This window comes from Reinekea sp., from assembly GCF_046710285.1.
Taxonomy (GTDB): Bacteria; Pseudomonadota; Gammaproteobacteria; order Pseudomonadales; family Natronospirillaceae; genus Reinekea.
The window spans coordinates 1-25,078 of the sequence record NZ_JBKEGY010000016.1; the positions used below are offsets into that span (position 1 = coordinate 1).

Below are 25,078 nucleotides of genomic sequence, written 5' to 3' on the forward strand. Positions count from 1 at the left end.
GGTATGAACTTATTGAGCTATCTGCCCTTGTGTCACATTGCAGAGCAGGCTATGTCTACGTTGAACCTAATGATTAATCGGGTCGTTATTAACTTCGGCGAAAGCCTACGAACTATCCGCACCGACCTGCAGGAAATTTCACCCGATGTATTTTTTGGTGTGCCACGTATTTGGGAAAAGATGCAGGCTGAAATCAGTGTTCTGGCTTCACGCAGCGGTCGCTTGCGCGGTTGGTTAATTCTGCGCGCCATGGCGAGCGCTCAAGACCTTGGCGAAGTGCTGCCGATTAATTGGTCGGTGTCGCAAAAGCTCACTTACGCGTTCTGGAATGCACTGGTCTACAAACACCTTCGCGCCTATCTTGGCTTGGCGCGTTGTCGCTTTGCTATGACGGCCGCCGCGCCCATTTCTCCAGCATTACTGTCACAGATGCGTGGCATGGGCATTCGTATTTGCGAGATTTTCGGGATGACAGAAACCACCGGAGCCGCCACCATTCAACCTTGGCATATGAACTCCGAAGGTCGGGTTGGCCGGCCCTGTACCGGCGTTGAATGCAAGGTCGCTGAAGACGGTGAACTACTGGTGAAAGGCGGCATTATCTTTAAAGGGTATTATAAAAACGATGAGGCCACCGCCGAGACCATCAAAGCTGATTGGCTATATACCGGCGACATCGGCCAAGCACATGCCGACGGTTCATTCAGCATTGTCGACCGTAAAAAAGACATTATGATCAACGCCGCCGGTAAGAACTTGTCGCCCAGTTTGATTGAAAACACCCTGAAAGCCTCAGCGTTTATAAAAGAATGCATCGTCATTGCCGATCAACGCCCTTATGTGTCGGCTTTGTTGCAGATAGATCCAGATGCCGTGCCAACCTGGGCCGAGCAAAATAATATCAGTTACACCACGTTCAAATCTTTAACGCAATCAGCCGAAGTTCGAGAGATGATCGCCGACGAAGTGGATAAAGCCAATACGCAACTGGCGCGGGTTGAACAGATCAAAACCTTTTATCTTTTACCGAAAGAGTTAGACCATGACGATGGTGAAGTGACCGCTACGATGAAAGTTCGTCGTAAAAATATTGCCGAGCAATATCAGCAGGAAATCGAAGGCTTGTATCAAAGCGTCTTATAGCTGAATGGTCTCACTCGATATAACTTTAGCTTTGACTCTAATAATTATTACACTGGCAACAGTAGTGGCGCAAAATCGTACCTTCGATACCAAAAACCTTACTGCTCCGGTTGCCAAAACTTCCCTTTATGCTAAAAGTCTTTGAATTATCATCATATCTACATGCTCTCAGTTTAGGTTAGACAGCGACATTAATTTTTGCGTTTTGTATTCGAACATGCAAGAGTTATAGGCTGTATCTCTTTTTTAGCTGTATCAAAACCCAATAATATCTTCGGAGCATTTATGAGTAGTTCAAGTCCATCCTGGGACAAAAACAGATTCAAATTAGATAAATCACAGGTGTCGATGAAAGCGGTGGTCACATTGGCTAATGGCGGCTATGACATGCTTAGCTACCAAGATGTGCCAATCCCTACCCTTAGCGCTGATGAAGTACTGGTTCAGGTGTTGGCGGCCGGTGTTAACAATACTGAAATTAACACTCGTTTAGGTTGGTATTCATCAAAGGTAACGCAAGGTACAGAAGCGCTTAGTGAAAACGAAAGCGAAAAAGAAAGCGCAGCAGATGAGTCTGATGGTGGTTGGAATGAAGTGACGCCGTTTCCTTTTATACAAGGCACAGACTGTTGTGGGCGTATCGTTGCTGTAGGTGAAAATGTTGATACTAAGCGTATTAATGAGCGAATATTAATTCGCAGCTGTATTCGTAATCAAGGCTGGGATTCACCAGAAAATATTTGGATGGCTTCTGATTTTGATGGGGCTTTTGCCCAATTTGTTAAGGTTCCAGCTTCTGAAGTTTTTGCGGTAGATTGTAATTGGACCGATGCCGAGTTGGGTACCATTCCTTGCGCCTATGGCACGGCAGAAAACATGATTCACCGTGCTAATGTAAAAGCGGGTGATCATGTCTTGGTGGCAGGTGCTTCTGGCGGAGTTGGTTCGGCCGTAGTTCAATTAGCCAAGTGTCGAGGGGCTGTGGTTACAGCTATTGTTGGTAAAGATAAGAAAGTGGAAGCACAAGCGATCGGTGCCGATCGTATTGTTGAGCGCGGGCTAAATTTGGTAGCTGAATTAGGCGAAAAATCAATCGATGTCGTTATTGATAATGTAGCGGGTGAAAGTTTTGGTCAAATGACCGAGGTGTTAAAGCGTGGCGGTCGTTATGCTTCATCTGGTGCAATAGCGGGGCCACTTGTCACACTTGATATGCGTAACCTATACCTAAAAGATTTGACCTTAATTGGTTGCACTGGTTGGGATGAACCCATATTTCCAAATTTAATTCGCTACATTGAACGCGGAGAAATTAGACCATTATTAGCAAAAACTTTTCCGTTAGAAAATATAGTTGAGGCCCAAAAAGAATTTACCGAGAAAAAACATGTAGGCAAGTTCGTGTTGATACCGCCTGCGTTGACGAATGAGCAAGATAAATTCTTAGGTCTAAAAAAATCACAATGATGCATTCTCAATCTAAGTCATCGGTTTCTGTTTGGAAGCGTTTACACTCAATTAAGCATGACGATGCCAGCTTGAATAACGAAACTTGGTTCACCGCACAGCCTTGTAAAACGTATCAGTTTTTTGGCAATAGCATACTGATAACGCAACCCAGCTCTACATTTTGGGTCTATTTATTGGGTGTATTAACCACGCTACTTGGCCTGTATTTTTGCGTTACCCATGATAATCAGGTATCTCGGATAATGTGGGGCATATCGTTAATTTTATGGGGTGTAGGTGCGTTGTTGGCAGGCACAAGTTATCAAGCCTTTGGTTATCAGCTTAAATGTGCAGGTAGGCCAGAAGTCGTGTGGACCAGCTGGTGGGAAGTGGTCTACCTGATTTTTCAGCAAGTCAGCGTATCGGTTATGTTAATAGCAGTGGTTTATTCATGCTTGCCGGTACTGGGACAATCGCTCTCAATGTATCTAGCTGTTTTGGTTTCTGTTGTTTATACCTTGGTGGTTGGCTGGGGGGCATTCAAACCGGTGAAATCATTCATAACGTTTGAGCTCATGGTACTGTTTTGCTCACCCTTTATTTTTTTCTTTATCGGTTTAAATGGTAGCCGCTTCTGGCTAACGGGTAACGCTTTAGATTTGGCACTTCTCGGTACTTGGTTTGGATTAATACTAACCATGTGGCTGTTCCATCAGTACTTGCGTTTAGGCTGGACACAAAAACTATGGCAACGAGGTATCTGGTTTTCAGAGAATGATGTATTGCATGTGGCCTTGGTTATTTGGATATTTTACATTGCTTTGGTGTTAGAACCTCTGGTGGTTGATTATACGATCTAATCGTTGACCTACCTTATACAATAGCAATGATAACTATTTATATTTGCGAATGATTATCATTTGGGGTATCTTGCTTGGAAATTCTAGTCCAGTGATATTCCAATGCAAAGAAAAAATGCAATCTATTTCGCGTCCATATTAGCTAGTGCTTTCTTGCTACAAGCCTGTGGTCCTTCAGAAAACTCATCAAATAGTACGACTCTAAACGAGATCGCGCCCGATACAATTTCACCTAAAATTAGCCAGGTATTCCCACGAAACGGTATGGGTATTCAATCAATGTTGGTTGTTGTACGTGGTGAGGTCGTTGATGATTCTCCGCTTAAATCGGTTGTGGTTTCTAATGAAACAGAATCGGTGGTTGCACAGTTAGATGGAGAGCAGTTTAGTGCCGAAATGAATGCGCTACCGGGCGGAAATAGGTATACGATTACCGCTATCGATGAAGCAAATAATGAAACGATATTCTCTGATTCGTTTTATTTTGGCGCTCGCTTAAGTGCTGGCGGAGCGCATTCAGGCATATTGAAAGATCAAGCCATTTATGCATGGGGCCGTAACAATAAAGGTCAAGCCGGAATTGGATTTATTACCAGCATTAGAGATGATCCTGCAAGTGCAGAAGCGCCACATCCTATGGCACCTATCCTTATTTCAGCACCCTCTTTAAGCGGAGAAGAAACTAAGTTTGTATCCCTTGCTTTTAATCAAAACGCGTCCAGTGCATTAGATGTTGATGGCAATGTTTGGAGCTGGGGCGTTGGTGATGATGGCCAGCTTGGTTTAGGTGTCGCGAATGATGGGCTCATCGATGAAATTGATGGTACCAGTCCGCAACAAATTATCGGCGTAACCAATATAGTTGCGATTAGCAGAGGACTGGATCATGCCTTATTGCTAAAAGGGGACGGAACTGTACTTGCCTTTGGTGATAATAATGCAGGACAGCTTGGTGATGGTTCAACGGACAGTAGCGATAGCCCTATTATTGTTAATGGCTTGAGTAATATTGTCCAAATATCTGCTTCTATTGGTTCGTTCGCACTCGATAGAGATGGTCGTGTTTGGGCATGGGGCAGCAACAAATACGGACAATTGGCGAATGGCGTTAAAGACACGGATGCTCACTCTATACCGACACAAATCCCGATAAATGAGCCCGTTCTTAGTCTTGCCAGCGGTAAAGGCCATGTTCTTGCTTTAACTCACTCGGGTACCGTTTATGCCTGGGGTTTAAATGCCAGTAGTCAAGTGGGTATGAATGAAACTGGAGACTGGGGAGGTTATGTATACGAACCTAAGTTGTTGCCATGGTTTGACGATGCCATTGCGGTTTGGGCAAAGGGCAATCAAAGTTTTGTACAGCGTAGCGATGGCAAAGTTTACCCTTGGGGGCAAAATATGCTGGGTACACTGGGAATTGAACAGGATGGCAATGTCGAAACACCAAACAGCGCCGTTTTTGGATTAGAAAACGTAATTGATTTGGGTAATGGAGCGCTTCATACGTTAGCGCTAAACGCGGATAATCAATTCTTTTCATGGGGTTGGAGTTTTGAAGGCTCACTTGGTGGTGGCGAGAGTACGATCAACGCATGGACTTACCGGTTGCCGTTATTTTTATCGATAGCTGATTAATATTGCACTCTTTTAAACCCTTAGTTTGTAGTTATTTGGCTATGAAGTAAGGGTACTATTTTTTTCGAATCAAAAATACTAGAACTTAAATATGTTAAGAACAAGTTTATTATTATCCATTCCACTTTCTGTTTTATTCTCAGGTTGCACAGCCGATCTCGACACGACAAATCTGACCGAACAAGAAAGTTTGGTTTGGCATCCTGTTGCGGGCTCTGCAACGGCAGATTTTGATCCCAACTATCCTTTTCTACAATTTATTCCAACCTTGGATTTAGCAAATCTTACTATTGCCTCGCAAGGACGTGAATTGTTTATAGCAGATTGGGATGCAGCGCCAGGTACAAGACCTTTGTTAGATGGTCTGGGGCCATTAGCGATTGCGTCATCTTGCGATGCCTGCCATTTACCAACGGGAAGAGCCGCCAGTTTGAATCCTAACGGTGAGGTTGGTGTTGGTTTGTTATTTAGATTAGCAGACTCTAAGGGTAAGGTAGACCCGTACTACGGCGGTCAGTTGCAGACGGCTGCAACAGCAGGTAATAGTGAAGGCCGTGTCAGTTGGCAATTGGATAGCTCTGGTCGACCAGCCTTTACATTGGTTACGAATCAACTTGCTTTAGCAGAGGGGATTCATTTAGGGCCGCGATTGTCTCCGCAATTAACGGGAATCGGATTGCTAGATCTAGTCACTGAACACGACATTCTGAGCCGAGAAGACGAATTTGATCTCAATGGCGATGGAATTTCTGGTCGTGCACATTGGCACGAAGTGGATGGTGAAAGAGTGCTTGGGCGATTTGGTTGGAAGGCGATGCAACCTTCGTTAAGACATCAAAGTGCAGGCGCTATGCAACAAGATATGGGGCTGACTACAAACTTAAACCCAGATGAACCTTGTACGCTTCAACAAACCATTTGTTCCCAGCAACCCAGTGGTGGAAGTCCTGAAGTATCAGATAATTCACTGGATGCAATTAACGATTTTTTATCGCTGTTAGCGGTACCAGAACGCAGAATTGAAGATCAAGAAACTTTTGATCAAGGCGCCAAGTTGTTTGATGAGCTAGGTTGTGCAGATTGTCATTATCCAACACTGACTACCGGACAATCTGACAAATATCCGTTGTTATCAAACCAACTCATTTATGCTTATACCGACTTACTATTACATGATTTAGGTTCTGATTTAAGTGATCAGGTAAAGGAAGGTCATGCAGAGCCGTCAGAATGGCGAACACCCCCACTGTGGAGTTTAGGGTTAGTTGAAGCCTCACCCCATGCTCGTTTTCTCCATGATGGTCGAGCGAAAACTATTGAACAAGCTGTCATTTGGCATGGCGGAGAAGCGCTTGAGTCAAGGCGGGCGTTTGAAGTATTAGATGAAAACTCAAAGCAAAACTTATTGATTTTTTTACGAGGTATCTGATGACGATTAAGGTTTAGCGCCTGTAACCAAGCAAGGTGTTAACTTGTAGGTATGTGCTGTTATCTTCTTTAATTTCGAATTATTGGGCGTTTAATTTTTAGTAGATGAGTATTTTGCTTTGTCTGTATGGTAGTGTTCTCAAGCTGACACCACATTATCACTTTACTCACACTTTGGAATAGAAACTATGGCCCACAGTACAGCGATACAACTTGGAATTATATTATCCATTACCTTGATATTGCTGGGTTGCAGTTCATCACAGGTGCTCAGAAGTGATACGCAATTTGAGGTTTTACCTTCTGATCACTTTGCAGGCACGTTACTGGCCCGAACGATGCCTTCAATAAGGGGCGATGACTTTTCCGGGAACTTATTGCTACGTGATGGCCATCAAGCGTTGATAGAGAGACTTTATTTAATTGATGCGGCTGAAAAAAGAATCGATGCTCAGTACTTTTTGTGGAATGACGACAAGACAGGGAAGCTGTTGTTACAGCGATTAGTGAAAGCGGCAAATCGTGGTGTACAGGTCAGAGTGTTACTCGATGGCTTGAGTATTACAGAACATCATAAACAGTTGGCTTATTTATCGGATCACCCAAATATAGATATCCGAGTGTATAACCCTATAGAGGGTTCACAAATGTTAGCGCGAGTGGTTAATTTTGCTAAAGATTTTGATCGATTAAATCAACGTATGCATAATAAATCATTCGTGTTCGATGGCAGTGTTGCCATTACCGGTGGTCGAAATATTGGTGATGCTTACTTCTTTTTTGATGAGCACTATAATTTCTATGATATGGATGTGCTCAGTGTGGGTCCCGTCGTACGGCAAGTTTCAAACGGCTTCAATTATTATTGGAATAGCCCTTGGTCAACACCTGTCGCCAAACTCTATGAAACGGATAACGATGTTGAGAGTGCAGAGTTTATCAATGCACTCGTGGAGAGTGATTTTAACTACATTTTGAGTTTTGGTGATGCAAGAGAGGTAGCGAATAGTGTCTTCTTAACAAAATACTATCGGAAGCTGTATAACCAACTCATTTGGGCACCGACCTATTTTATTTATGATAAGCCCGGTGGCTTTGAGCCATTAGCAGATGATAAACCCAAAGAGGTTGCAGTAGAAATTGCTGAATTGGTTATGAATAGTCGTGAAGAGGTTCTTATAGAATCAGCCTACTTAGTCCTTGATGATAGGTCTATTGATATTTTCCAGCAGCTATATCATAGCGGCGTAAAAGTTAAAGTTTTAACGAACTCGATGGCGTCGAATAATTTACTGATGAATCATGCGGGTTATGCCATGGTTCGTGAAAATACACTGGCGGCGGGCGCGGAACTTTATGAACTGAAGCCTAGCTTTAAATCTTGCCCTAAGATGGTAGTGATTGAAGCAAATTGTGAGCACCACCTCATTGGACTTCATGCAAAAACGGCGGTGTTTGATCGTAAATCTGTCTACATCGGCTCGCTTAACTTTAACATTCGTTCCGCATTTATTAATACCGAGACGGCTTTGGTGATCGAAAGCCCTGAGATCGCCACTCAATTGGCGGAGACTATTTTAAATAATATGGCTTTAAGTAATAGTTGGCAGGCAATATTGCATGAAGGTGAAGTAGCTTGGCGAGTTGAGCAGGAAAACGAGATAGTGTTGCTGATGGAAGAGCCGTTGACTACTTGGTTGGAACGTTTTGGTGCCGATTTTCTAACCTGGATTCCAGGGGCTGAATACTATTAATTTAAAACGAATGGGCAAAAAAAAAGCAGATGCCATTAAAGAGTACCTGCTTTTATTTAACAGTTAAGAATCCACTATTTTTGCGGTGTAATTAAGTACTTTTCACCTGTAGCTTGCTTCGAGTAGGCGGCTACTGATTGTAGCTTTAACGCTTCTGCTAATGACACTTCATGTGTGTAATGGCTCGCAAAGGTTGTGGTGATTTCATCGGCCACACGCTTACGCATTTTCATGGCCGTTTCAGGCCCTAATTTACCAAGCATGTTAAATAACAAGAAGCCATTGACTGCCCAGGCAAAACCAAAGTTTCGGTTTAACGTAATAGGGCCGCGGTTGAGTGCGCCATAGATATAAACCTGTTTGAACGTGTCTGAGCCGTATACGCTATATTCTTTCATGTTAAGAGCAGCGGCTGCTTCCATGCAATTAAGAATATCACTGGTTAATTGGCCACCACCAATTGGGTCGAACGCAATGGTCGCACCGGTTTCAACAATCGCAGCCGTTAAGTCAGCGATGAACGACTCGCTGCTTGAATTAACAACATATTTTGCGCCCATATCACGTAACAAGGTTTCTTGTTCTGGTTTACGAACAATGTTGATTAAATCTACGCCATCGGCAATACAAATGCGGTTTAACATTTGCCCAAGGTTAGACGCTGCGGCCGCATGAATGATGGCTTTATGACCTTCAGCTCGCATGGTTTCAACCATCGCTAATGCAGTGAGCGGGTTCACAAAAGAAGAAGCGCCTTCTTTAGCCGTTGTGCCTTCTTTTAATACTAGGCAGCTTTGCACGTTTGCACGCAAGAATTGACGGAAAGTTCCACCGCCAATGACAGCAACAGTCTTGCCCATGAGCGCTTGTGCCGCGGGTGATGACCCTGCCGCAATCACGGTGCCGGCACCTTCGTTACCCACAGGCGTTGCTTTGCCCATACGAGCTTTAAGCGATGGCATTACTTTAGCTGGAACATTCGCGGTAATAGAGGGGCTGTGCTCAGTGCCGGTTTGTGTCGCTGTTGACATATCTGCCACGCCAAACATGACGCCTAAGTCAGAAGGGTTTAGCGGCGCGGCTTCGATGCGAATAACTACTTCATCGGCACCGGGTTGAGGCACTTCTACATCTTGTAGGGATAGGACTAATTTGCTGTCTTCACTGACGGTTGAAATCAGTTGAATATTTGAATCTGTCATCGGTTTATTGCTCCTGCAAAGAATTCAATTTGATGAGTGACATATTACCTAGTTTAATAGGGTTATATACCGGAGCGATTGCGAATGACTATTGTTTTTAAGACAACAATAGGGCGGCTACTCTGCTTCAGTATTCGTTTGTGCTCGCTTTACCCGAATAGACTCAGAGCCCACTTTCTTATAGTTTAAATTCTGAATGGCGGCTTTTGCTTCGCCTGCTTTAGGCATTTCAACAAAGGCAAAGCCTTTTGATTCGCCAGTCTCTTTATCTACAACGATGTTGCAAGACTGAACCTTGCCATGTTCTCTGAACAAAACTTCTAATTCGTCTTTGGTTGTCTTGCGGTCTAAGTTGCGTACAAGTATTTTCATGGTATTCCTAATTCGCTATCAATATGGATAGTGTTTAAGTGTAGTTGATTAAAGGCTAACGGCTTCGGTTGCGTTTGCAAAGGCAATCATGGAGTCCGTTATCGTAGATAAATCTGTTTGGCTCATGACATAAGCGGGCATTATATAGATTAATTTGCCGAACGGCCTGATCCAAACGCCACGTTCTATAAAGAAGTTTTGTGTTAAGGCGACATCGACAGGGTTGTTCATGACCATAACCCCTATGGCGCCCATTACGCGAATGTCTTCGACGCATGTTAACCTTTTTAAAGGTGTTAGGGCTTTTAATAATTGGCTTTCTATACTGTTGATGCGTTTTTGCCAATCTGACTCTATCAATAAACTTAGAGACGCATTGGCGGTGGCACAGGCGAGGGGGTTGCCCATAAAGGTTGGCCCATGCATAAAGACGCCTGCTTCTGAGGCACAGACGCCTTCAGCGACATCATCTGTTGCTAAGGTGGCGGCTAAGGTCATGTAACCACCTGAAATAGCCTTACCTAAGCAAAGAATATCAGGGTTTATGTTGGCGTGTTCGCAGGCAAACATTTTCCCGGTACGGCCAAAGCCCGTGGCTATTTCATCGGCAATGAGCAGTAAGTTGTATTTATCACACCATTGGCGAATAAGCTTGAGCCATTGCGGGTTATAAATACGCATACCGCCAGCGCCTTGAATAATAGGCTCAATGATAAAGGCGGCTAGTTGATCGGCATGCTGTGCTATCTGTTGCTCAAAATTAGCCGCGAGCTCAACATCAATTGGTGTATCAAAACCGAGCGGAATAGCGCCTAAAAAAAGATTATCAGCTAATGCATTTTCAAATAAAGAGTGCATACCATTTACTGGGTCGCACACGCTCATCGCGCCGAAGGTATCACCATGATAACCGTGATTTACGGTAACCATTTTTGTTTTGCTGGTTTGGTCTTTACCTGCCCAATATTGCATGGCCATTTTTAAAGCGACTTCTACGGCGATAGAACCAGAATCGGCTAGGAACACTTTCTGAAGTTTTTCAGGCGTAAGCGCAACCAGCTTTTTGCCTAATTCAATGGCGGGTTCGTGGGTTAAGCCACCAAACATGACATGTGCCATCGTTTGGGTTTGTTCAATAATAGCTTGGTTTATTTCAGGTACGTTATAGCCATGAATGGCCGACCACCAAGAGGCCATACCATCGATAACTTGCGTACCATCTTCGAACTCAATTCTGACACCTTGAGTGCTTTTTACTGGGTAACAAGGCAGTGGGTGCGTGGTTGAAGTATAGGGGTGCCAAAGATGCTTTTTATCAAAGTCGAGATCGATGGTCATAGAGGGCCTTTTACGCTAAGAATTAAGAAAGGCATGGTGTTTATAGTGACTGAGTAAACTCAATTCTGACTACAAACAACATGCCCTTTAATGGACTGCTTTTAAGTAAACCTAAGCGAGGGCTTTAAGTTGTTCTGCCTGTGCGTTTAAGTCTGTTAGTTTATCTTGCAGTGCGGCGGCTTTGGCTTTTTCTTTGTCGACTACGTCTTGAGGTGCTTTGCCAATGAACTTTTCATTGTTAAGTTTGCCTTCAATGCGCGCCAACTCTTTATTCACCTTGTCGACTTCTTTGGCGACACGGGTCAGCTCTGCTTCAACGTTAATTAAGCCAGCCATCGGTACTAATACTTTCAGTTTATCGACTAAGGCCGTTGCACTGTGTGGAACTTCGTCACCTTCATTAACCCAGGTTATGCTTTCTAACTTGGCTAATTGAGTTAAGAATTTTGCGTTTTCTTCATAACGACGTTTGTCTTCTGCCGTACCGTTTTGCAATAAAATTGGAATGGCTTTACTAGGTGCAATATCCATTTCACCGCGAATGTTACGCACGCCCATAATAACGCCTTTCACCCATTCTAAATCGGCTTCAGCGGCGGTATCTATTTTGCTTTCATCCACGATAGGGAATGATTGAATCATGAGCGAGTCACCGGTTGCACCGGAAACAGCTTTAATGTTCTGCCAAATTTCTTCGCTGATGAACGGCATAATAGGGTGTAGCAAACGCATGAGTGTTTCTAAAACTTGCACCAGTGTTTGGCGTGTACCGCGCAATTGTGCTTCGGTGCTGTTTTCATTCCACAATACCGGCTTAGAAAGCTCTAAGTACCAAGAGCAGTATTCATTCCAGATAAAGTCGTATAAACCTTGGCTCATTAAATCGAAACGATATTGTACGTAGTGCTTATGCACATCGGCTGTTAAGGTTTGTAGTCGTGAACGAATCCAGCGATCAGCCAAAGTCAGTTCAACTTCACCACCGTTTTGGCCGCAATCTAAAGGCGCGCCAAAGTCGTCGCTGTCTTCAATACGCTCAAAGGTGTTTTGCATCACCATACGTGAGGCATTCCAGATTTTATTGCAGAAGTTACGGTAACCTTCTAAGCGTTTCACATCGAAATTAATATCGCGTGATAAAGACGCCAGTGAAGTTAAGGTAAAGCGCAGGGCATCACTGCCGCTTTCAGCAAAGCCTTCAGGGAATGACTTACGCGTGCCTTTGGCCACTTTTTCAGCCAGTTTAGGTTGCATCATGCCGCTGGTACGTTTGTTGACAAGCGAATCAATGTCGATACCGTCGATTAAGTCAATTGGGTCTAATACATTGCCTTTTGATTTAGACATTTTTTGACCGTTTTCATCACGAATCAAACCCGTGACATATACAGTTTTAAATGGAACCTGCGGTTTGCCGTTTTCATCTTTAATGAAATGCATGGTCATCATGATCATGCGCGCAACCCAGAAGAAAATAATGTCGAAACCCGTGACCAACGCGTTTGTTGGGTGGTATTTCATCACTTCTTCCATGTTGTTCGGCCAACCTAAGGTTGAGAATGTCCATAGAGCAGAGCTGAACCAAGTATCGAGTACGTCTTCGTCGCGGCGTAGGTTTACGTTGGCAGCTATATTGTATTTGCTACGAACTTCTTCTTCATTACGACCAACGAACACCTCACCTTCGTCGTTATACCAGGCGGGAATTTGATGCCCCCACCAAAGTTGACGAGAAATGCACCAATCTTGAATGTTATCCATCCAACGGAAGTATTCGTTTTCGAACATTTTAGGTACAAACTCAATTTCACCTGAACGTACGGCTTCAGCCGCAGGACCCGCTAATTTGGTTGCAGATACATACCATTGATCGGTTAACCAAGGTTCAACTACGGCACCTGAACGGTCACCGCGAGGCACCATCAAGGTGTGGTCTTTAATGGAATCTAGCAGGCCTAGCTGTTCAAATTCTGCAATGATCTTTTTACGCGCATCGTAACGATCTAAGCCGGCATAGCCTTCAGGTAAGCTGCCATCAAAACCTTCATCGGCTTTGCCACTGTAATCAAAGGCTTGAGCGGTTTTTAAAACAGCAGCGCTTTGATCAAAAATGTTAATTACTTGCGCTTGATGGCGTTTACCCACTTCGTAGTCGTTAAAATCGTGCGCCGGAGTGATTTTTACACAACCGGTTCCGAAGTCCATTTCTACATAGTCATCGGCAACAATCGGAATACGACGACCCACCAAAGGTAAATCAACAAACTTACCTACTAGGCTCTCGTAACGCGCATCTTCGGGGTGAACTGCAACGGCAGAGTCACCGAGGATGGTTTCAGGGCGAGTGGTGGCCACCACTAAATAGTTTTTACCGTCGGCTGTTTTAGCGCCATCGGCCAGCGGGTAACGGAACTGCCACATGTGGCCTTGTTCTTCTTTGTTTTCTACTTCTAAGTCAGAAATAGCAGTATGGAATTTAGGGTCCCAATTAACTAGGCGTTTACCGCGGTACAAAAGGCCGTCATCGTGCAGACGAACAAATACTTCGCGAACGGCTTCACTCATGCCATCGTCCATGGTGAAACGTTCACGTGACCAGTCAACCGAGTCACCTAGACGGCGCATCTGTGAGCCAATGGTGCCACCAGATTGTTCTTGCCATTCCCAAACACGGTCAATAAAGGTTTCACGGCCTAAGTCGTGACGTGTTTTGCCTTCTGCGGCTAATAAACGCTCAACCACCATTTGCGTTGCAATGCCAGCGTGATCTGTACCCGGCTGCCAAAGCGTGTCTTTACCCATCATGCGGTTAAAGCGGATGAGTGCGTCCATAATGGTTTGCTGGAAGGCGTGACCCATGTGCAAGACACCGGTGACATTTGGCGGTGGAATCATGATGCTGTAAGTTTCATCACTTTGGCCATTGGGCTTGAAGTAACCTTTCTTCTCCCAAATGTCGTAATGTTTGCTTTCTATATTCTGTGGTTGATACGTCTTTTCCATGGGAATGGGGTACTCTCTGTCTCGCTAGCGAATAAGTGGCTTTGTTATATGTTTGGGGTATAACGTTGATAAGCTTGATTATACATAAGTCTCAGGCCTAGGTAAGGCTCATTGAGCATCTTTCTCTGGTGGTTCTTCGGTACGTTCAAAACCTTGCGGCATAGGGAGGTTGTTATCTTTGTACCATTGGCTCACCAGTGTGCGAAAGTCTTGCTGTAAGCGGTTGCGCAACTCACTTTCGAAGACGGTCATGTAGTCACTGACGGCGTTTTCAATCCAGCTTTCGAACCGATGCTCCATTTGCTCGATTATCACAGCAGGATCGGGTGCAGTTGGCTTGGGTTTTTCAGGGGTTAATATTTCTTCAATTGGGCGTATGGGCCTTATTCGAGCTAATTCTTCAGCGGAATGGGTTTCGGCTTCATTACGAATATTGATCAATTCAGACAAAGATTTACTCGATAAAAATGGATTAGCAGGGTTTACCGTTGTTGGGGCGCGGTGACCGACAATTTCTTCCAAGGTTGGAATAGTTGGCTGAGATTTGGAAATGGTATCCAAACTCTTTTGAATTGCTTCTAAATCTTCTAGAAGCGTGTGGTTCGCCGGCTGCTTTGACACGGTTAAACTCTATCCCTTAAATCATGTTTGGCTAAAGCATAGCCTCTATCTTTATAAAATCTATAACGGGCGCGCGAAGCGTTTAAAATTTCAGTCTCTTGACTGACCACCTCAAAAACACGTTCAAAGCGTGAAAAAAAGCTTGGCGTTTCTTTGCGAAGGTTTATTAATACCTGATGATGCTCGCCGCAGTCTTCATCAATGCTGATTTGCACTGGATGAAAATTGCTGCCGATAGTCTCATGCGCAATAAAAGAATCGGGAGATGCCGCCCAGATGGCTTCACTGGTCATTTGGCGATGCTCATCGTCTTCAACGCTGATGAGTATGTCGAGCGACTGAGATTGTGCCTTGCGAATTAAACGAGTGACGTAATTGAGTCGGTCTCGCTCGTGAAACGCCGGCAATATATGAAAATCTACCTTGGTCATGGGTGGAATCGAGTCTTTTATGAGTTTGAATGAATTTTACACAAAATACTAAAGATAGCTGCTACTAATTTTAGCCAATGTTACCCATGGGCGCATACATTGGAAACTAGTAAGGTATTATGCAGTTAACCCATTCAAAACCTGCCATACCTTTAAGTTAGGGTAGGGAGGTTAAACCAAATTACTGTTATAAGGGCTTCAATGTTAACCATTCATCACTTAAATCGGTCGCGATCAAAGCGAGTTCTTTGGCTGCTTGAAGAGCTAGGTACGCCATACACTAGAGTCGATCATCAGCGCGACTCTCTAACTTATTTAGCGCCCAATAGCCTAAAAGCCGTCCACCCACTCGGAAAAGCGCCGGTGATGATTGACGGACCAATCACCTTATGTGAATCGAGCACTATCGTTGAGTATATTATTGATCAAGATTCCGAGCATAGATTGCGGCCACCGCTCGGTTCTGCAGAATATTATGACTATATGTCTTGGTGCCATTTTGCAGAAGGCTCTTTGGCGTTACCGATTATTATGAGTGGCCTGATGAGAGCAGAAACACGCGATGGCAAGCAACCCATGGATGGATATATAGCCAAAGAAGCGCATGTAGATTTTTCATATATCGAAACAACATTGAGCAAGCAAGCTTACTTTGCAGGCAGTGAATTCACGGCCGCCGATATTATGATGACGATTAGCTTAGAAATGGCAAAGCGCGCAAAATTGCTTGAAGGTAAAACGCATACCCTAGCTTATCTTGAAAAAGTCCAACAACGACCCGCTTATATTAAAGCCATTAGTTTTGGTTAAAAATATTTAAGCCGCAAATGAAAAAAGCACTCATTTGAGTGCTTTTTTGTGTAATACCGGTTTATTGGCTCAAAAGATATTGAGTCAACATCGCCACTGGGCGACCTGATGCGCCTTCTTTAGCAGATGACCAGCCCGTACCTGCAATATCTAAGTGTGCCCATTTGTAGTTTTTGGCGTATTCACTTAAAAATACCGCTGCGGTAATTGAACCGCCTGCACGAGTACCGACGTTACGCATATCGGCGTAAGGTGATTTCAGCTGATCTTTATAGTCGTCCCAAAGCGGCATTGGCCAGCCACGGTCCCAGCTAGCTTGGCCAGCACTAATAAGTTTTTGCTGCAGAACTTCATCATTTGAATAAACACCAGTTGCGTGGTGACCTAGGCCAATAACAATGGCACCCGTTAAGGTTGCAATATCGACAACCGTTTTCGGCTCAAAGCGCTCAACATAGGTTAATGTGTCGCATAAAACCAAACGGCCTTCGGCGTCGGTGTTAATAATTTCAACGGTTTTACCGTTCAAGCAAGTCACAACATCGCCAGGGCGAGTCGCGCCGCCACTGATCATGTTTTCTGCAGTGGCAACAACGCCAATGACGTTGATTTTAGGCTTTAACTCAGCAATGGTGTTCATGGTACCAATGACTGACGCAGCGCCCAGCATGTCCCATTTCATTTCTTCCATACCTGCTGGTGGCTTTAAGCTGTAGCCGCCGGTGTCAAAGGTTAAGCCTTTACCGACTAAGACGTGAGGCTTTTCATCTGCCGCGCCACCGTTGTATTTCATGACAAGAATTTTGCCTGCTTTTTCGCTACCGCGAGATACCGCCATAAAAGCACCCATGCCCATTGCTTCTAACTCAGCTTCTTCAAGTACATCTACTTCTACTTCATCATAAGCATCGGCTAAGTTAACCGCCTGTTCTGCTAGGTAAGCCGGATCACAAATATTAGCCGGTAAGTTGCCGAGTTCACGAGCAATATTGGTACCGTGGGCAACAGCTTTGCCGGTTAAAATAACCTGGTCTAGGTCACTTTCTTCAGTGATAAAGTGAATTTCTTGCAAAGTAGAAGGGTCTGCCTTGACGCTTTTCGTTGTGTCGTATTCATACAGCCCAGTAAGGATTGTCTCGGTGCATTTTCCAGCACACCAACGTGCATCACGGTTAGATGTGGTTAAATCGTCAAGGCAGAGTGCGAGAGACTCAGCTGAGCTGCTTTTAATCGCGGCCGTAACGGATGCCATTGTTTTGATGAGTTCTGCTTCTTTAAAACCTTCTACCTTGCCACAACCAATGACCACCACGTGACTACAAGGTAAGCCTTCATGACCAATTAAGGGGGTAACGGTGCCAAAATCAGATTTAATGGTTTTGTTGTCTACTAGAGTATCTATCAAATTCGATTGGCTTTCTTTTAGCGCTGAAAAGCTAAGGGTGTCAGCGTCTTCAAAATGGAATGCCACCATTAGGTGCTGAGGGATTTTTTTTAAAGAGGCATTTGAATAGGTGATTTTCATTATAATATTCCAAATGTTAAGCGGGTACTTATGCCCGTCTTGTGTGTGGAGTAACGTTATTAAATTTAATACTACTTTTTAGGTATGTAAATAAGTTGCGTACCACTGGCTATACCTTGCCATGTTCGCGCAGTAGGGGTGTAAACCCATAATATACCCAGTAAACCAAGTAAGTAAGCTGGCATCGCGACAATTAAACGGATACAAGTTTGTTTGAAGTTAATGGGTTGTTGATCAATAGATTGCAGCTTTAACTTCCAAGCTTTCATGCCCACTGTTTGGCCTGAGCGCTGCCAAAAATAGGTATAGTAACAAACAACAACGGCAAGAATATAAAGCTGAAACAAATGGTTGTTTGGCTTGATAGACTCCTCGCCTGTTAGGCTGTGGTTAACCGCAACACCAATAAATCCGAAAATCATTAAGAGGCCAAGTAGCACCAGCCAATCGTAAATAACACTCCCTATTATTCGATGTAAGTGCGCTCGTTCATCGCTTCGGGTCACCGTAGCTGCCTTAATTTTTACAATTTGCGGGCAGGATAGGGGATTAAATAAACAAAGCCAAGTTTCTAGTGATACTTATCATAGTGTTAATCTGTAAATTCTTGTAAAATGGCAACTTTAAATCAGGATGAGTATTATGGACACGCAAAATCTACCCATAGAGATGCTCGAAGCTAATGCTTCAGATGCTGCTGCGTTGCTTAAATCTCTAAGTAATGAAAGTCGTTTATTGATTTTATGTAATCTCATTTCGGGTGAAAAATGCGTCGGAGAGTTGAACGAGCGCATCCCGTTGAGCCAGTCTGCTTTATCTCAGCATCTAGCTCGTTTACGCAAAGATGATATGGTCAAAATTCGTAAAGAAGCTCAAACAGTTTATTACTCAATCGCCAGCCCCCAAGCTGAAGCGATAATATCGGTGCTTTATAATTTATATTGTGCACCTTAAGCTAAAACTCCTTTCTTTCAGCACGAACCCTACTCACTGCATATAAACCTACTATTTTTGGCGGTTTGTAAGGTTCTTGGCTGCTTTTCTTGCTCATTTTTAGACCTATATCACGGATTCGTCAGTTGAATGCAAAGTAAACGCTGTTTAGTTTGACAAATAGCCTGTGTTTCAGTAATTGTAGTACATTATTTATTCAATACAGGGATGGACACCTATTTTCAGTATCGAGGCCAATTAAATGACTGAAGCCAAAGTCAGCAGAATTCGTACGCCATCCTATTCACCAAAGGCTTATCCTCCAATGCCGCCACGAATTCGTTTAGCGGCTAATTGTTGGGAGCGAGTTTGGTGGCTTACCCTATCTAAAGATGTCCAACATCCTGAAAAGCTAAAAGGATATGTCGATCAATTCGCCTCAGAAAATGTAAGTATTCGTGCTCAAATGCGTACTCGTCGCCGATTATGTTTCGCAATTAATACTAAAGGGTTGAATGAAACCAGCGAATTTGAGATAGCCATGACAATTATGGCGTATTTAGAGCAGAACCTAGGTGAAATAGAACGAGTTGAAGATCGTCCTTCGACTATGTGGCCTTATTTAGAGTTTGCCACTTATCCTAATAGCTAACGTTGTTAGCTATAGTTAGTGATGTAAAAACCACTGAATAACTGAAACCGACCAAACCATCCCCGCGAGCGTGATACTTAAAAAAACAGCAGCAGAGCCCATGTCTTTTGCTCGCCCAGACAGCTCATGAAATTCTAACCCCACTCTATCCACAATGGCTTCAATAGCGCTGTTGAGCAATTCCACGATTAAAATCATGATGACCGAGCCTATTAAAGCAACCGCATGGAACCAGCTGGTAGCGAAAAGTGGCATTAATAAAAATGCGCCGAGCAATAATAACAGTTCTTGGCGAAAGGCTTCTTCGTGTTGCGCGGTCGCAATTAGGCCGCGATAACTGTATTGAGTTGCTCTAACTAGGCGTTTTAGCCCAATTGGTTTTTTCTCAGGAATCGTTTCGTCGGTTTTGCTTTGAACGTCTTCATTCATATTAAGTAGCAGTTAAGGGCTTTGGTTTGTTTGCGCGTATCTTATAGATTCTCACTGCGCTGGCAAGGTAAGTTTTTAGGTAGCTCTAAGTTGTCGATTAGTTTTTGCTGTGGCTTTGAAGTTTAGCGGGTCTTCTGGCCATGGATGTTTGGCGTATCGGCCTCGCAATTCTTTCCTCACTTGTGGGTATATTTCGTGCCAAAAGTACTTAATATCACTCACGCTGGCGACAGGTCGACCATTGGGTGCGGTTAAATCTAAGGTGACGAATTGCGTATTGGCTACCAGTGGTTGGTTCGCCAAGCCAAATGCTTCTTGAAGCTTTAGGCTTGCCGTTACTTTGTGTTGCGCGGGCTGATAGTCAAGTTCAACAGCGCGCCCACTTGGGCAAGTCCAGTTTTTTGGGCACAGCTGATCAAGTAAACTTAATTGGCTATAGCCGAGCCAATTCTTCAATGCCGTGTAGCTATCTAATTGAGCGAGCTTAGTTAGACTATCAAGAAAAGGGCTGGCAATATCGAGCCAGTCATCCTTTGCAGGCCATTGAGGCCAATCGGTATGCTGTTGCTTGGCAATGCGCCAGCGATTTTCTAGCGCTTTAATATCCGGGTTATTCGGAATGGCCGCTGAACCAACTTGTTGAATGTAACCTAGCCAAGCTTGCTTCTTTTGTTGATGATCAGGCTGAATGGGCTTTTCGGAAAGAACGAGAGTGCCTAACTCTTCAACCAACCAGAACTCTTGCTTTTGTTCAGGCTTAAAGGTGACTTTTTGCTCAACCTCGAGGGCGTTTAAAACGCTAGCTTGGTTAAGTGCCAGCGCATTAAAAACGCGGATGCCTTGTTCATTGCGATGGCCATCGAGCATGAGTGACCACTCACTTGAGCTGGGTTGGGCAAGCGTAACAGCGGCACCGTCGAGCATTTTGGCTGTTTGTTGTTTGGGCGCATAAATAAGTCGGTGGCGAAAAGCTTGTATGAGCGTGCCTGCTCGGATGGGTGTAAATTGCTTCGCTAAAGCTACTTCTAGTCGTTTTGCTAACCGCTTGGCTTCCTTTTGAATTTCGGGGTGGTTTGGTAGTGTGGTTCGAGTGAATGCATCTTCGAGTAATTCTGGTGCAATAGACAAGGTCGCGGCAAAGCAAATTGCGGCCTCTAAACACTTGTGTTGTTTAGATAAAACAACAAAATGCGCTAAGCCTGGTTCCAAACCCGTCTTGAGCATTTCTGCACCATGTATGGATAACTGACCCTTAATAATCGCACCCCATTGCTCACATTTTACCTGCGCTGCTGCCACTCGGTTCGCATCGGGCTTGGTAAGCCAAACGGCCTGATCAAAGCTCGTACCCCAGAGCGTGAGCTGCAACAATGCGAGCGTTAAATCTGTTTGTGTTATTTCAGCCGGTTGATAAGGGATAAGTGATTTGTGCTCTTCTTCACTCCAAAGGCGAATGGCGGTGCCCGGCGCTAATCGACCGGCACGGCCTGCCCGCTGAGTGGCACTTGCTTGACTAATACGGCGTGACTTCAATGTTTGCAAACCGCTTATTGGGTGAGTACTGGCGTAGCGTTCCATTCCACTGTCAATCACGGTGTGAACGTTGGCTAGGGTAATGCTGCTCTCGGCAATGTTGGTGGCTAAAATAACCGTAGCGGGGGCATGCTCTAAAACAGTCAGATTTGGTGTATCGCGTTGCTGTCCATGTAGTACTAAAACCGGGATGGTGCTGTTTAGGTTTCGCTCTAAGGCTCTTATTTCTTTAAGGCCAGGTAAGAAAACTAATATGTGCGAATTGGAACCTTGCCATTGTTTTTTGATTTCTTCAGCAAACAAATCAGAGCGTTGAATGGCTAGTTTTTTATACTGAATATCAATAGGGTGGCTAAACCCTGGCGAAGAAATCAGTGGCAGCTTTGTGAGTGCAAGGAGCTGATTTATTTCTAACGTCGCGGACATAATAATTTGTGTCACTGACTCATCCAGTAATTCAATTGCTTCTTGAATCAGTGCAAAGCTTATGTCTTGATCTAATCCACGCTCATGGAATTCGTCCATAATCACGGTGCTGTTGGTAATTGAGTCAGGATTATTAAGTAGCATTTGTAAGAAACTACCGTATGTCGTCACAATTATTCGACTTTGTTGGCTGGTCTTGCGATCGTGCCGCAGTTGGTAACCTACCGTTTGACCAACGGGCTCACCTAAGTTGCTAGCAAGGCGCTGAGCGGCTAACTTGACCGCAATACGCTTGGGAATAAGTAGGTAAATTTTTTCATTCGCCAGTGATAAGCCCCAAAGCGGCAGTTGAGTCGATTTGCCAGAGCCCGGAGGCGCAGCAACGATACAACCACCTCGTTGCCAAGCAGTTAAGACATCGGTTTTAATTGAATCAATGGGTAGTGAAGCGGGCATTAACCTAAAACATTACCATAAGGGATAAAGCGGTTGTCTGTGTTTGCCCGTATCCATTCTATGAATGCTTTGTCGGGGAAAGCTTGTTGTTTTTTAAGCTCTTTGCTGGCCCAAATGGCTGGGTTTTTATCACCGCCAAACCAGTCTGACCAAGTAGCTTCTGCTAGTGTAAAAAAACGTACTAGATAATTGAGTTGTTCAATATCAAAGCTACTCAAGGCATCACCCCAAAGTGAATAAGGCCGGCTCATCCAAGACTGAAGAACTTTGACTTCTGCAGGTGGTTTTTTTGGAAAGGTCTCAGCTTGAATAATTTCAAGGGCCGACTTTAAGGCATTGGCTGGTACGCTTTCATCATTCGATGCAGGGCTCCAAATTTCGGTCGTCATGGTATCTCTCTTTTTAAGTTGTCTGTTGGATTGGCTTGAGTATTTTACTATTGCCACTCTCGACTAAACGGATGTTTGAATAAAGTAACCAGTTGATCTGAATTTGTAATGGTGGAGCCGAGTAGCTGTAATTTAGTGATAACCGCTTCAAAGCTCATGTGCCCACATTCTACGGCTCCGCAGTCTTGAAACATAGCGCCTGCGGCATATTTACCAAAACTGACATGGCCTTCAAGGCATTGGCTGCGAATAAACACAGGGATTTTCTTCTCCGCAGCTCGATTTAATATGCGTCTAAAGGCATCACTGTCATGGGCATTACCGTTACCAAATGCATTGATGATAATCGCCCGATAAAAGCGATCAACCATGGTCATTAGGCCATCAAGGGGGCATCCAGGAAATAGGGTGAAAACACCAATAGCAGTGGGCCGCCATTGGTGTATATCTGCAAAAGGGTTGGGTGAAGGCAGAGGACGCGACAATGGTTTTTGCCAATCTGATTCTTGCCATTGGCTGGCAATAAACGCCTGGTGCTTAAAAGTTGTCGCTTTAGTGGTTTTTGCGCCAGGTAATAACGACGTGCCGACGGCAACCATTACTTCAGGTCGCTTTGCTTCTAACCCAGTTAACGCCAATTGTAAATTTGAAATAGCGTCAGTCTGAACAGCACCAATAGGCAACATAGAGCCGGTAATCACAATGGGAATGGCAGTGTCGGCTAATAAGTAACTTAATGCGGCGGCACTGTAAGACAGGGTGTCTGTTCCGTGAATAACCAATACCCCATCGACATTCGCTGTCGCTTCAATTGAGGCTTTAATGTCTAGCCAGTGTTGCGGCGATAAATCGGACGAATCAAGCAGTGGTTGCCATTGAATCCAACTGAGTTGATGCTTACGCCAATTTTGTAGGTCAGCAGCATTACTCATTGTTTGTTCAATGACCCCAGAGCAGGGTGCTAAACCACGAGGGCCTTCAACCATTCCAATGGTTCCGCCCGTGTTAATGATTAAAAAGTGCGCCATCGTGATCCAATTTCAAAAAATAATTGGAAATGGTAACGAAGTTGGCCGTAATTACAATGTTAGTTCTTGAGCGGCGACAAAATTGGGGTACTTTTGCTGCAGCAGCTTGAGTTGTTCTACGGCTAATTCTGTTTTGTCTGTGGCATCTAAGGCTTTTATTCGCCACAGCAGGGCATCTTCATAGCCCCAAGCTTCCTGTTGTTGATAACGCGCCAGTGCTTGCTCAAAATAGATTAAGGCTTGGTCTTTATCGCCGCCAGCAAAAGCAGGGCGGTTTAATAAACCGACGGCATTCGCGACTAGGGTTGGAGCATGATTCGGGGTAAGGGCTTCACTGTATTCAAGCGCTTGGGTTGCTTTTTTAATGGCAAAAGCGGCAGTCCAAGGTTTCAGTGCAATGGTAAGCCCGACACTATTGTAATAAAGCGCGGCTTCATCAGCATTTTGGTAGTTGTCTTCTAATTGATCCGTAATAATATCGAGTGATTTTTTGGCGAGTTTCTTATCGCCTTGTTCTTGTGCAATTAAGGCAATGCGGTAATGGCTATATAAAGCCGAAAAACCTTCTCCTTGGGCTAAAGCCCGCAGGCTATCAAGGTCATTTGCGCGCCAAGCTGCATCAATATCATCGTTATCCCAAGCCAAGGCTGGGGTAGCGAGAAAAGTGAGCATAGATGATGCTAAAACAATATAGAGTGCTTTCATAGTCGGCTTCGTGCAAAAAGTTTACAGCAATTGAATACGATTACCCTCTCGAAGTAGATCACTACTGCCCGTTCATTTAGCAGCGGCAGCAGTGATTTTGCTTATAGAGAATCTAAAACAGCTAGCACATCATCATGATGCGACTTAGTTTTTACCTTTTCCATAATATGCACCAACTTGCCCTTTTCATCGATAATAAAGGTAAGCCGGTGGATACCCACATACTCTTTACCCATGAATTGCTTCAGCGCCCACACACCGTACTTTTGCGCAATGCTGTTGTCTTCATCGCTCAAAAGGTCAAAATTAAGCTCATGTTTGTCTATGAATTTGACCAATCTAGCCGGGGCATCTGGGCTAATGCCTAACACTAGGGCGTTGCGCTTCTCAAAGTCTTTCTGGGTATCACGGATACCGCAGGCTTGCGTGGTACAACCGGGTGTCATGGCTTTTGGGTAGAAATAGAGCACTACTTTTTGGCCTTTAAGCCCTGACAAAGAAACTTTCTCTCCCGCTTGGTTCACAGTAGTAAAAGCTGGCGCGGCCTTGCCAACAGTCGGTAATTGCAATGGAGGTAATGCCATGAGTGGAGTCCTTTTAATAAAGTGTTGCGCATAGACTAACGTGAGAAGACCTAATGCTCAATCACCAGTACCTTATGAGTCTCCAATTCTAAAAGTGCCACGGAATGAGGGTTGGCCAAAGGGCTAATTTTAACAAGCCTCAGCGAGAGGGATCTCGCTGTGGAGTGTCACATGGACGTGCTTGAACGACTTGTAAAAAATAGCCCTTTAGTCAATCCGTAACAAACCACAGTACCTAAAGGACGATTCGCTACAAAGTAGGGTAAAAAGGGTTCGAATAATTCTACGCTGAGCGCCGTTCGAATCTCGTCTTAGCGCTTTTATTGCTGTATGCTGGGGCGTTTGGCGATTTCCGCTAAGTGATTGATA

The 25,078-nt window shown here is 44.3% G+C and carries 23 protein-coding genes; 9 read left to right on the top strand and 14 right to left on the bottom strand.

What is annotated here, in order from left to right:
- From ACI882_RS11870 to ACI882_RS11895, 6 genes are all read left to right on the top strand, one after another.
- On the top strand, positions 1-1,143 hold a 1,143-nt coding region (locus tag ACI882_RS11870), incomplete at its 5' end, for an AMP-dependent synthetase/ligase (protein WP_411748503.1).
- A gap of 285 nt (positions 1,144-1,428) precedes the next feature.
- A complete protein-coding gene (locus tag ACI882_RS11875; protein WP_411746141.1) occupies positions 1,429-2,610 on the top strand; it encodes an alcohol dehydrogenase family protein in 1,182 nt (393 codons plus the stop codon).
- Positions 2,607-3,452 (top strand): hypothetical protein, encoded by an 846-nt coding sequence (locus ACI882_RS11880; protein WP_411746476.1) that lies wholly within the window; start codon positions 2,607-2,609, stop codon positions 3,450-3,452. Before ACI882_RS11875 ends, ACI882_RS11880 begins: the two co-directional genes overlap by 4 nt.
- A gap of 102 nt (positions 3,453-3,554) precedes the next feature.
- Positions 3,555-5,090, top strand: coding sequence for an RCC1 domain-containing protein (locus ACI882_RS11885; RefSeq protein ID WP_411745916.1), 1,536 nt, complete (start codon positions 3,555-3,557; stop codon positions 5,088-5,090).
- Positions 5,091-5,181: 91 nt separating this feature from the next.
- On the top strand, positions 5,182-6,519 hold the full coding sequence (locus ACI882_RS11890; protein WP_411745917.1) for a di-heme oxidoredictase family protein: 1,338 nt from the start codon (positions 5,182-5,184) through the stop codon (positions 6,517-6,519).
- A 187-nt stretch (positions 6,520-6,706) separates the two neighbouring features.
- Positions 6,707-8,272, top strand: a complete 1,566-nt coding sequence (locus ACI882_RS11895) for a phospholipase D family protein (RefSeq protein ID WP_411746475.1) — start codon at positions 6,707-6,709, stop codon at positions 8,270-8,272.
- A gap of 74 nt (positions 8,273-8,346) precedes the next feature.
- On the opposite strand, the gene ACI882_RS11900 is transcribed toward ACI882_RS11895, so the two are convergent.
- The 6 genes from ACI882_RS11900 to ACI882_RS11925 all read right to left on the bottom strand — a co-directional run bounded on the left by ACI882_RS11900 (position 8,347) and on the right by ACI882_RS11925 (position 15,239).
- Entirely contained in the window at positions 8,347-9,474 is a 1,128-nt protein-coding gene (locus tag ACI882_RS11900; RefSeq protein WP_411746474.1) for a zinc-binding dehydrogenase, read from the bottom strand.
- A gap of 117 nt (positions 9,475-9,591) precedes the next feature.
- Complete coding sequence (locus ACI882_RS11905; RefSeq protein WP_411746193.1) at positions 9,592-9,846, bottom strand: RNA recognition motif domain-containing protein; 255 nt, start codon at positions 9,844-9,846, stop codon at positions 9,592-9,594.
- A gap of 48 nt (positions 9,847-9,894) precedes the next feature.
- A complete protein-coding gene (gene bioA / locus ACI882_RS11910) occupies positions 9,895-11,184 on the bottom strand; it encodes an adenosylmethionine--8-amino-7-oxononanoate transaminase (RefSeq protein ID WP_411746194.1) in 1,290 nt (429 codons plus the stop codon).
- Between the two features lie 111 nt (positions 11,185-11,295).
- Positions 11,296-14,187 (bottom strand): valine--tRNA ligase, encoded by a 2,892-nt coding sequence (locus ACI882_RS11915; protein ID WP_411746473.1) that lies wholly within the window; start codon positions 14,185-14,187, stop codon positions 11,296-11,298.
- 108 nt (positions 14,188-14,295) lie between these two features.
- Positions 14,296-14,808 (bottom strand): hypothetical protein, encoded by a 513-nt coding sequence (locus ACI882_RS11920; protein WP_411743996.1) that lies wholly within the window; start codon positions 14,806-14,808, stop codon positions 14,296-14,298.
- Positions 14,809-14,810: 2 nt separating this feature from the next.
- Positions 14,811-15,239, bottom strand: a complete 429-nt coding sequence (locus tag ACI882_RS11925) for a DNA polymerase III subunit chi (protein ID WP_411743995.1) — start codon at positions 15,237-15,239, stop codon at positions 14,811-14,813.
- A gap of 201 nt (positions 15,240-15,440) precedes the next feature.
- Here ACI882_RS11925 and ACI882_RS11930 point away from each other — a divergent pair, with 201 nt between their 5' ends.
- A complete protein-coding gene (locus ACI882_RS11930) occupies positions 15,441-16,049 on the top strand; it encodes a glutathione S-transferase family protein (RefSeq protein ID WP_411743994.1) in 609 nt (202 codons plus the stop codon).
- 61 nt (positions 16,050-16,110) lie between these two features.
- Here ACI882_RS11930 and ACI882_RS11935 read toward each other — a convergent pair whose 3' ends face one another.
- The gene (locus tag ACI882_RS11935) at positions 16,111-17,574 is read right to left on the bottom strand and encodes a leucyl aminopeptidase (protein WP_411743993.1); all 1,464 of its coding nucleotides are present in this window, start codon (positions 17,572-17,574) and stop codon (positions 16,111-16,113) included.
- Between the two features lie 71 nt (positions 17,575-17,645).
- A complete protein-coding gene (locus ACI882_RS11940) occupies positions 17,646-18,080 on the bottom strand; it encodes an RDD family protein (protein ID WP_411743992.1) in 435 nt (144 codons plus the stop codon).
- Positions 18,081-18,216: 136 nt separating this feature from the next.
- Between ACI882_RS11940 and ACI882_RS11945 the strand changes: the two genes are divergently transcribed.
- Positions 18,217-18,528, top strand: a complete 312-nt coding sequence (locus ACI882_RS11945; protein ID WP_411743991.1) for an ArsR/SmtB family transcription factor — start codon at positions 18,217-18,219, stop codon at positions 18,526-18,528.
- Positions 18,529-18,769: 241 nt separating this feature from the next.
- Positions 18,770-19,159, top strand: a complete 390-nt coding sequence (locus tag ACI882_RS11950) for a hypothetical protein (RefSeq protein WP_411743990.1) — start codon at positions 18,770-18,772, stop codon at positions 19,157-19,159.
- A 15-nt stretch (positions 19,160-19,174) separates the two neighbouring features.
- On the opposite strand, the gene ACI882_RS11955 is transcribed toward ACI882_RS11950, so the two are convergent.
- The 6 genes from ACI882_RS11955 to bcp form a co-directional block, all read right to left on the bottom strand.
- On the bottom strand, positions 19,175-19,588 hold the full coding sequence (locus ACI882_RS11955) for a diacylglycerol kinase (protein ID WP_411743989.1): 414 nt from the start codon (positions 19,586-19,588) through the stop codon (positions 19,175-19,177).
- A 75-nt stretch (positions 19,589-19,663) separates the two neighbouring features.
- On the bottom strand, positions 19,664-22,003 hold the full coding sequence (locus ACI882_RS11960) for an ATP-dependent helicase C-terminal domain-containing protein (protein ID WP_411743988.1): 2,340 nt from the start codon (positions 22,001-22,003) through the stop codon (positions 19,664-19,666).
- Positions 22,003-22,392, bottom strand: coding sequence for a hypothetical protein (locus tag ACI882_RS11965; protein ID WP_411743987.1), 390 nt, complete (start codon positions 22,390-22,392; stop codon positions 22,003-22,005). Before ACI882_RS11965 ends, ACI882_RS11960 begins: the two co-directional genes overlap by 1 nt.
- Before the next feature lie 47 nt (positions 22,393-22,439).
- A complete protein-coding gene (locus tag ACI882_RS11970) occupies positions 22,440-23,420 on the bottom strand; it encodes an asparaginase domain-containing protein (RefSeq protein ID WP_411743986.1) in 981 nt (326 codons plus the stop codon).
- A 51-nt stretch (positions 23,421-23,471) separates the two neighbouring features.
- Complete coding sequence (locus ACI882_RS11975) at positions 23,472-24,125, bottom strand: tetratricopeptide repeat protein (RefSeq protein WP_411743985.1); 654 nt, start codon at positions 24,123-24,125, stop codon at positions 23,472-23,474.
- Positions 24,126-24,226: 101 nt separating this feature from the next.
- Positions 24,227-24,709, bottom strand: a complete 483-nt coding sequence (bcp, locus tag ACI882_RS11980) for a thioredoxin-dependent thiol peroxidase (RefSeq protein WP_411743984.1) — start codon at positions 24,707-24,709, stop codon at positions 24,227-24,229.
- Between the last annotated feature and the right edge of the window lie 369 nt (positions 24,710-25,078).

Bases quoted from the DNA above. Each gene is read 5' to 3' on its own strand.
- ACI882_RS11875 (WP_411746141.1), top strand. From the start codon at position 1,429: ATGAGTAGTTCAAGTCCATCCTGGGACAAAAACAGATTCAAATTAGAT.
- ACI882_RS11880 (WP_411746476.1), top strand. From the start codon at position 2,607: ATGATGCATTCTCAATCTAAGTCATCGGTTTCTGTTTGGAAGCGTTTA.
- ACI882_RS11885 (WP_411745916.1), top strand. From the start codon at position 3,555: ATGCAAAGAAAAAATGCAATCTATTTCGCGTCCATATTAGCTAGTGCT.
- ACI882_RS11890 (WP_411745917.1), top strand. From the start codon at position 5,182: ATGTTAAGAACAAGTTTATTATTATCCATTCCACTTTCTGTTTTATTC.
- ACI882_RS11895 (WP_411746475.1), top strand. From the start codon at position 6,707: ATGGCCCACAGTACAGCGATACAACTTGGAATTATATTATCCATTACC.
- ACI882_RS11900 (WP_411746474.1), bottom strand. From the start codon at position 9,474: ATGACAGATTCAAATATTCAACTGATTTCAACCGTCAGTGAAGACAGC.
- ACI882_RS11905 (WP_411746193.1), bottom strand. From the start codon at position 9,846: ATGAAAATACTTGTACGCAACTTAGACCGCAAGACAACCAAAGACGAA.
- bioA (WP_411746194.1), bottom strand. From the start codon at position 11,184: ATGACCATCGATCTCGACTTTGATAAAAAGCATCTTTGGCACCCCTAT.
- ACI882_RS11915 (WP_411746473.1), bottom strand. From the start codon at position 14,187: ATGGAAAAGACGTATCAACCACAGAATATAGAAAGCAAACATTACGAC.
- ACI882_RS11925 (WP_411743995.1), bottom strand. From the start codon at position 15,239: ATGACCAAGGTAGATTTTCATATATTGCCGGCGTTTCACGAGCGAGAC.
- ACI882_RS11930 (WP_411743994.1), top strand. From the start codon at position 15,441: ATGTTAACCATTCATCACTTAAATCGGTCGCGATCAAAGCGAGTTCTT.
- ACI882_RS11935 (WP_411743993.1), bottom strand. From the start codon at position 17,574: ATGAAAATCACCTATTCAAATGCCTCTTTAAAAAAAATCCCTCAGCAC.
- ACI882_RS11945 (WP_411743991.1), top strand. From the start codon at position 18,217: ATGGACACGCAAAATCTACCCATAGAGATGCTCGAAGCTAATGCTTCA.
- ACI882_RS11950 (WP_411743990.1), top strand. From the start codon at position 18,770: ATGACTGAAGCCAAAGTCAGCAGAATTCGTACGCCATCCTATTCACCA.
- ACI882_RS11955 (WP_411743989.1), bottom strand. From the start codon at position 19,588: ATGAATGAAGACGTTCAAAGCAAAACCGACGAAACGATTCCTGAGAAA.
- ACI882_RS11960 (WP_411743988.1), bottom strand. From the start codon at position 22,003: ATGCCCGCTTCACTACCCATTGATTCAATTAAAACCGATGTCTTAACT.
- ACI882_RS11965 (WP_411743987.1), bottom strand. From the start codon at position 22,392: ATGACGACCGAAATTTGGAGCCCTGCATCGAATGATGAAAGCGTACCA.
- ACI882_RS11970 (WP_411743986.1), bottom strand. From the start codon at position 23,420: ATGGCGCACTTTTTAATCATTAACACGGGCGGAACCATTGGAATGGTT.
- ACI882_RS11975 (WP_411743985.1), bottom strand. From the start codon at position 24,125: ATGAAAGCACTCTATATTGTTTTAGCATCATCTATGCTCACTTTTCTC.
- bcp (WP_411743984.1), bottom strand. From the start codon at position 24,709: ATGGCATTACCTCCATTGCAATTACCGACTGTTGGCAAGGCCGCGCCA.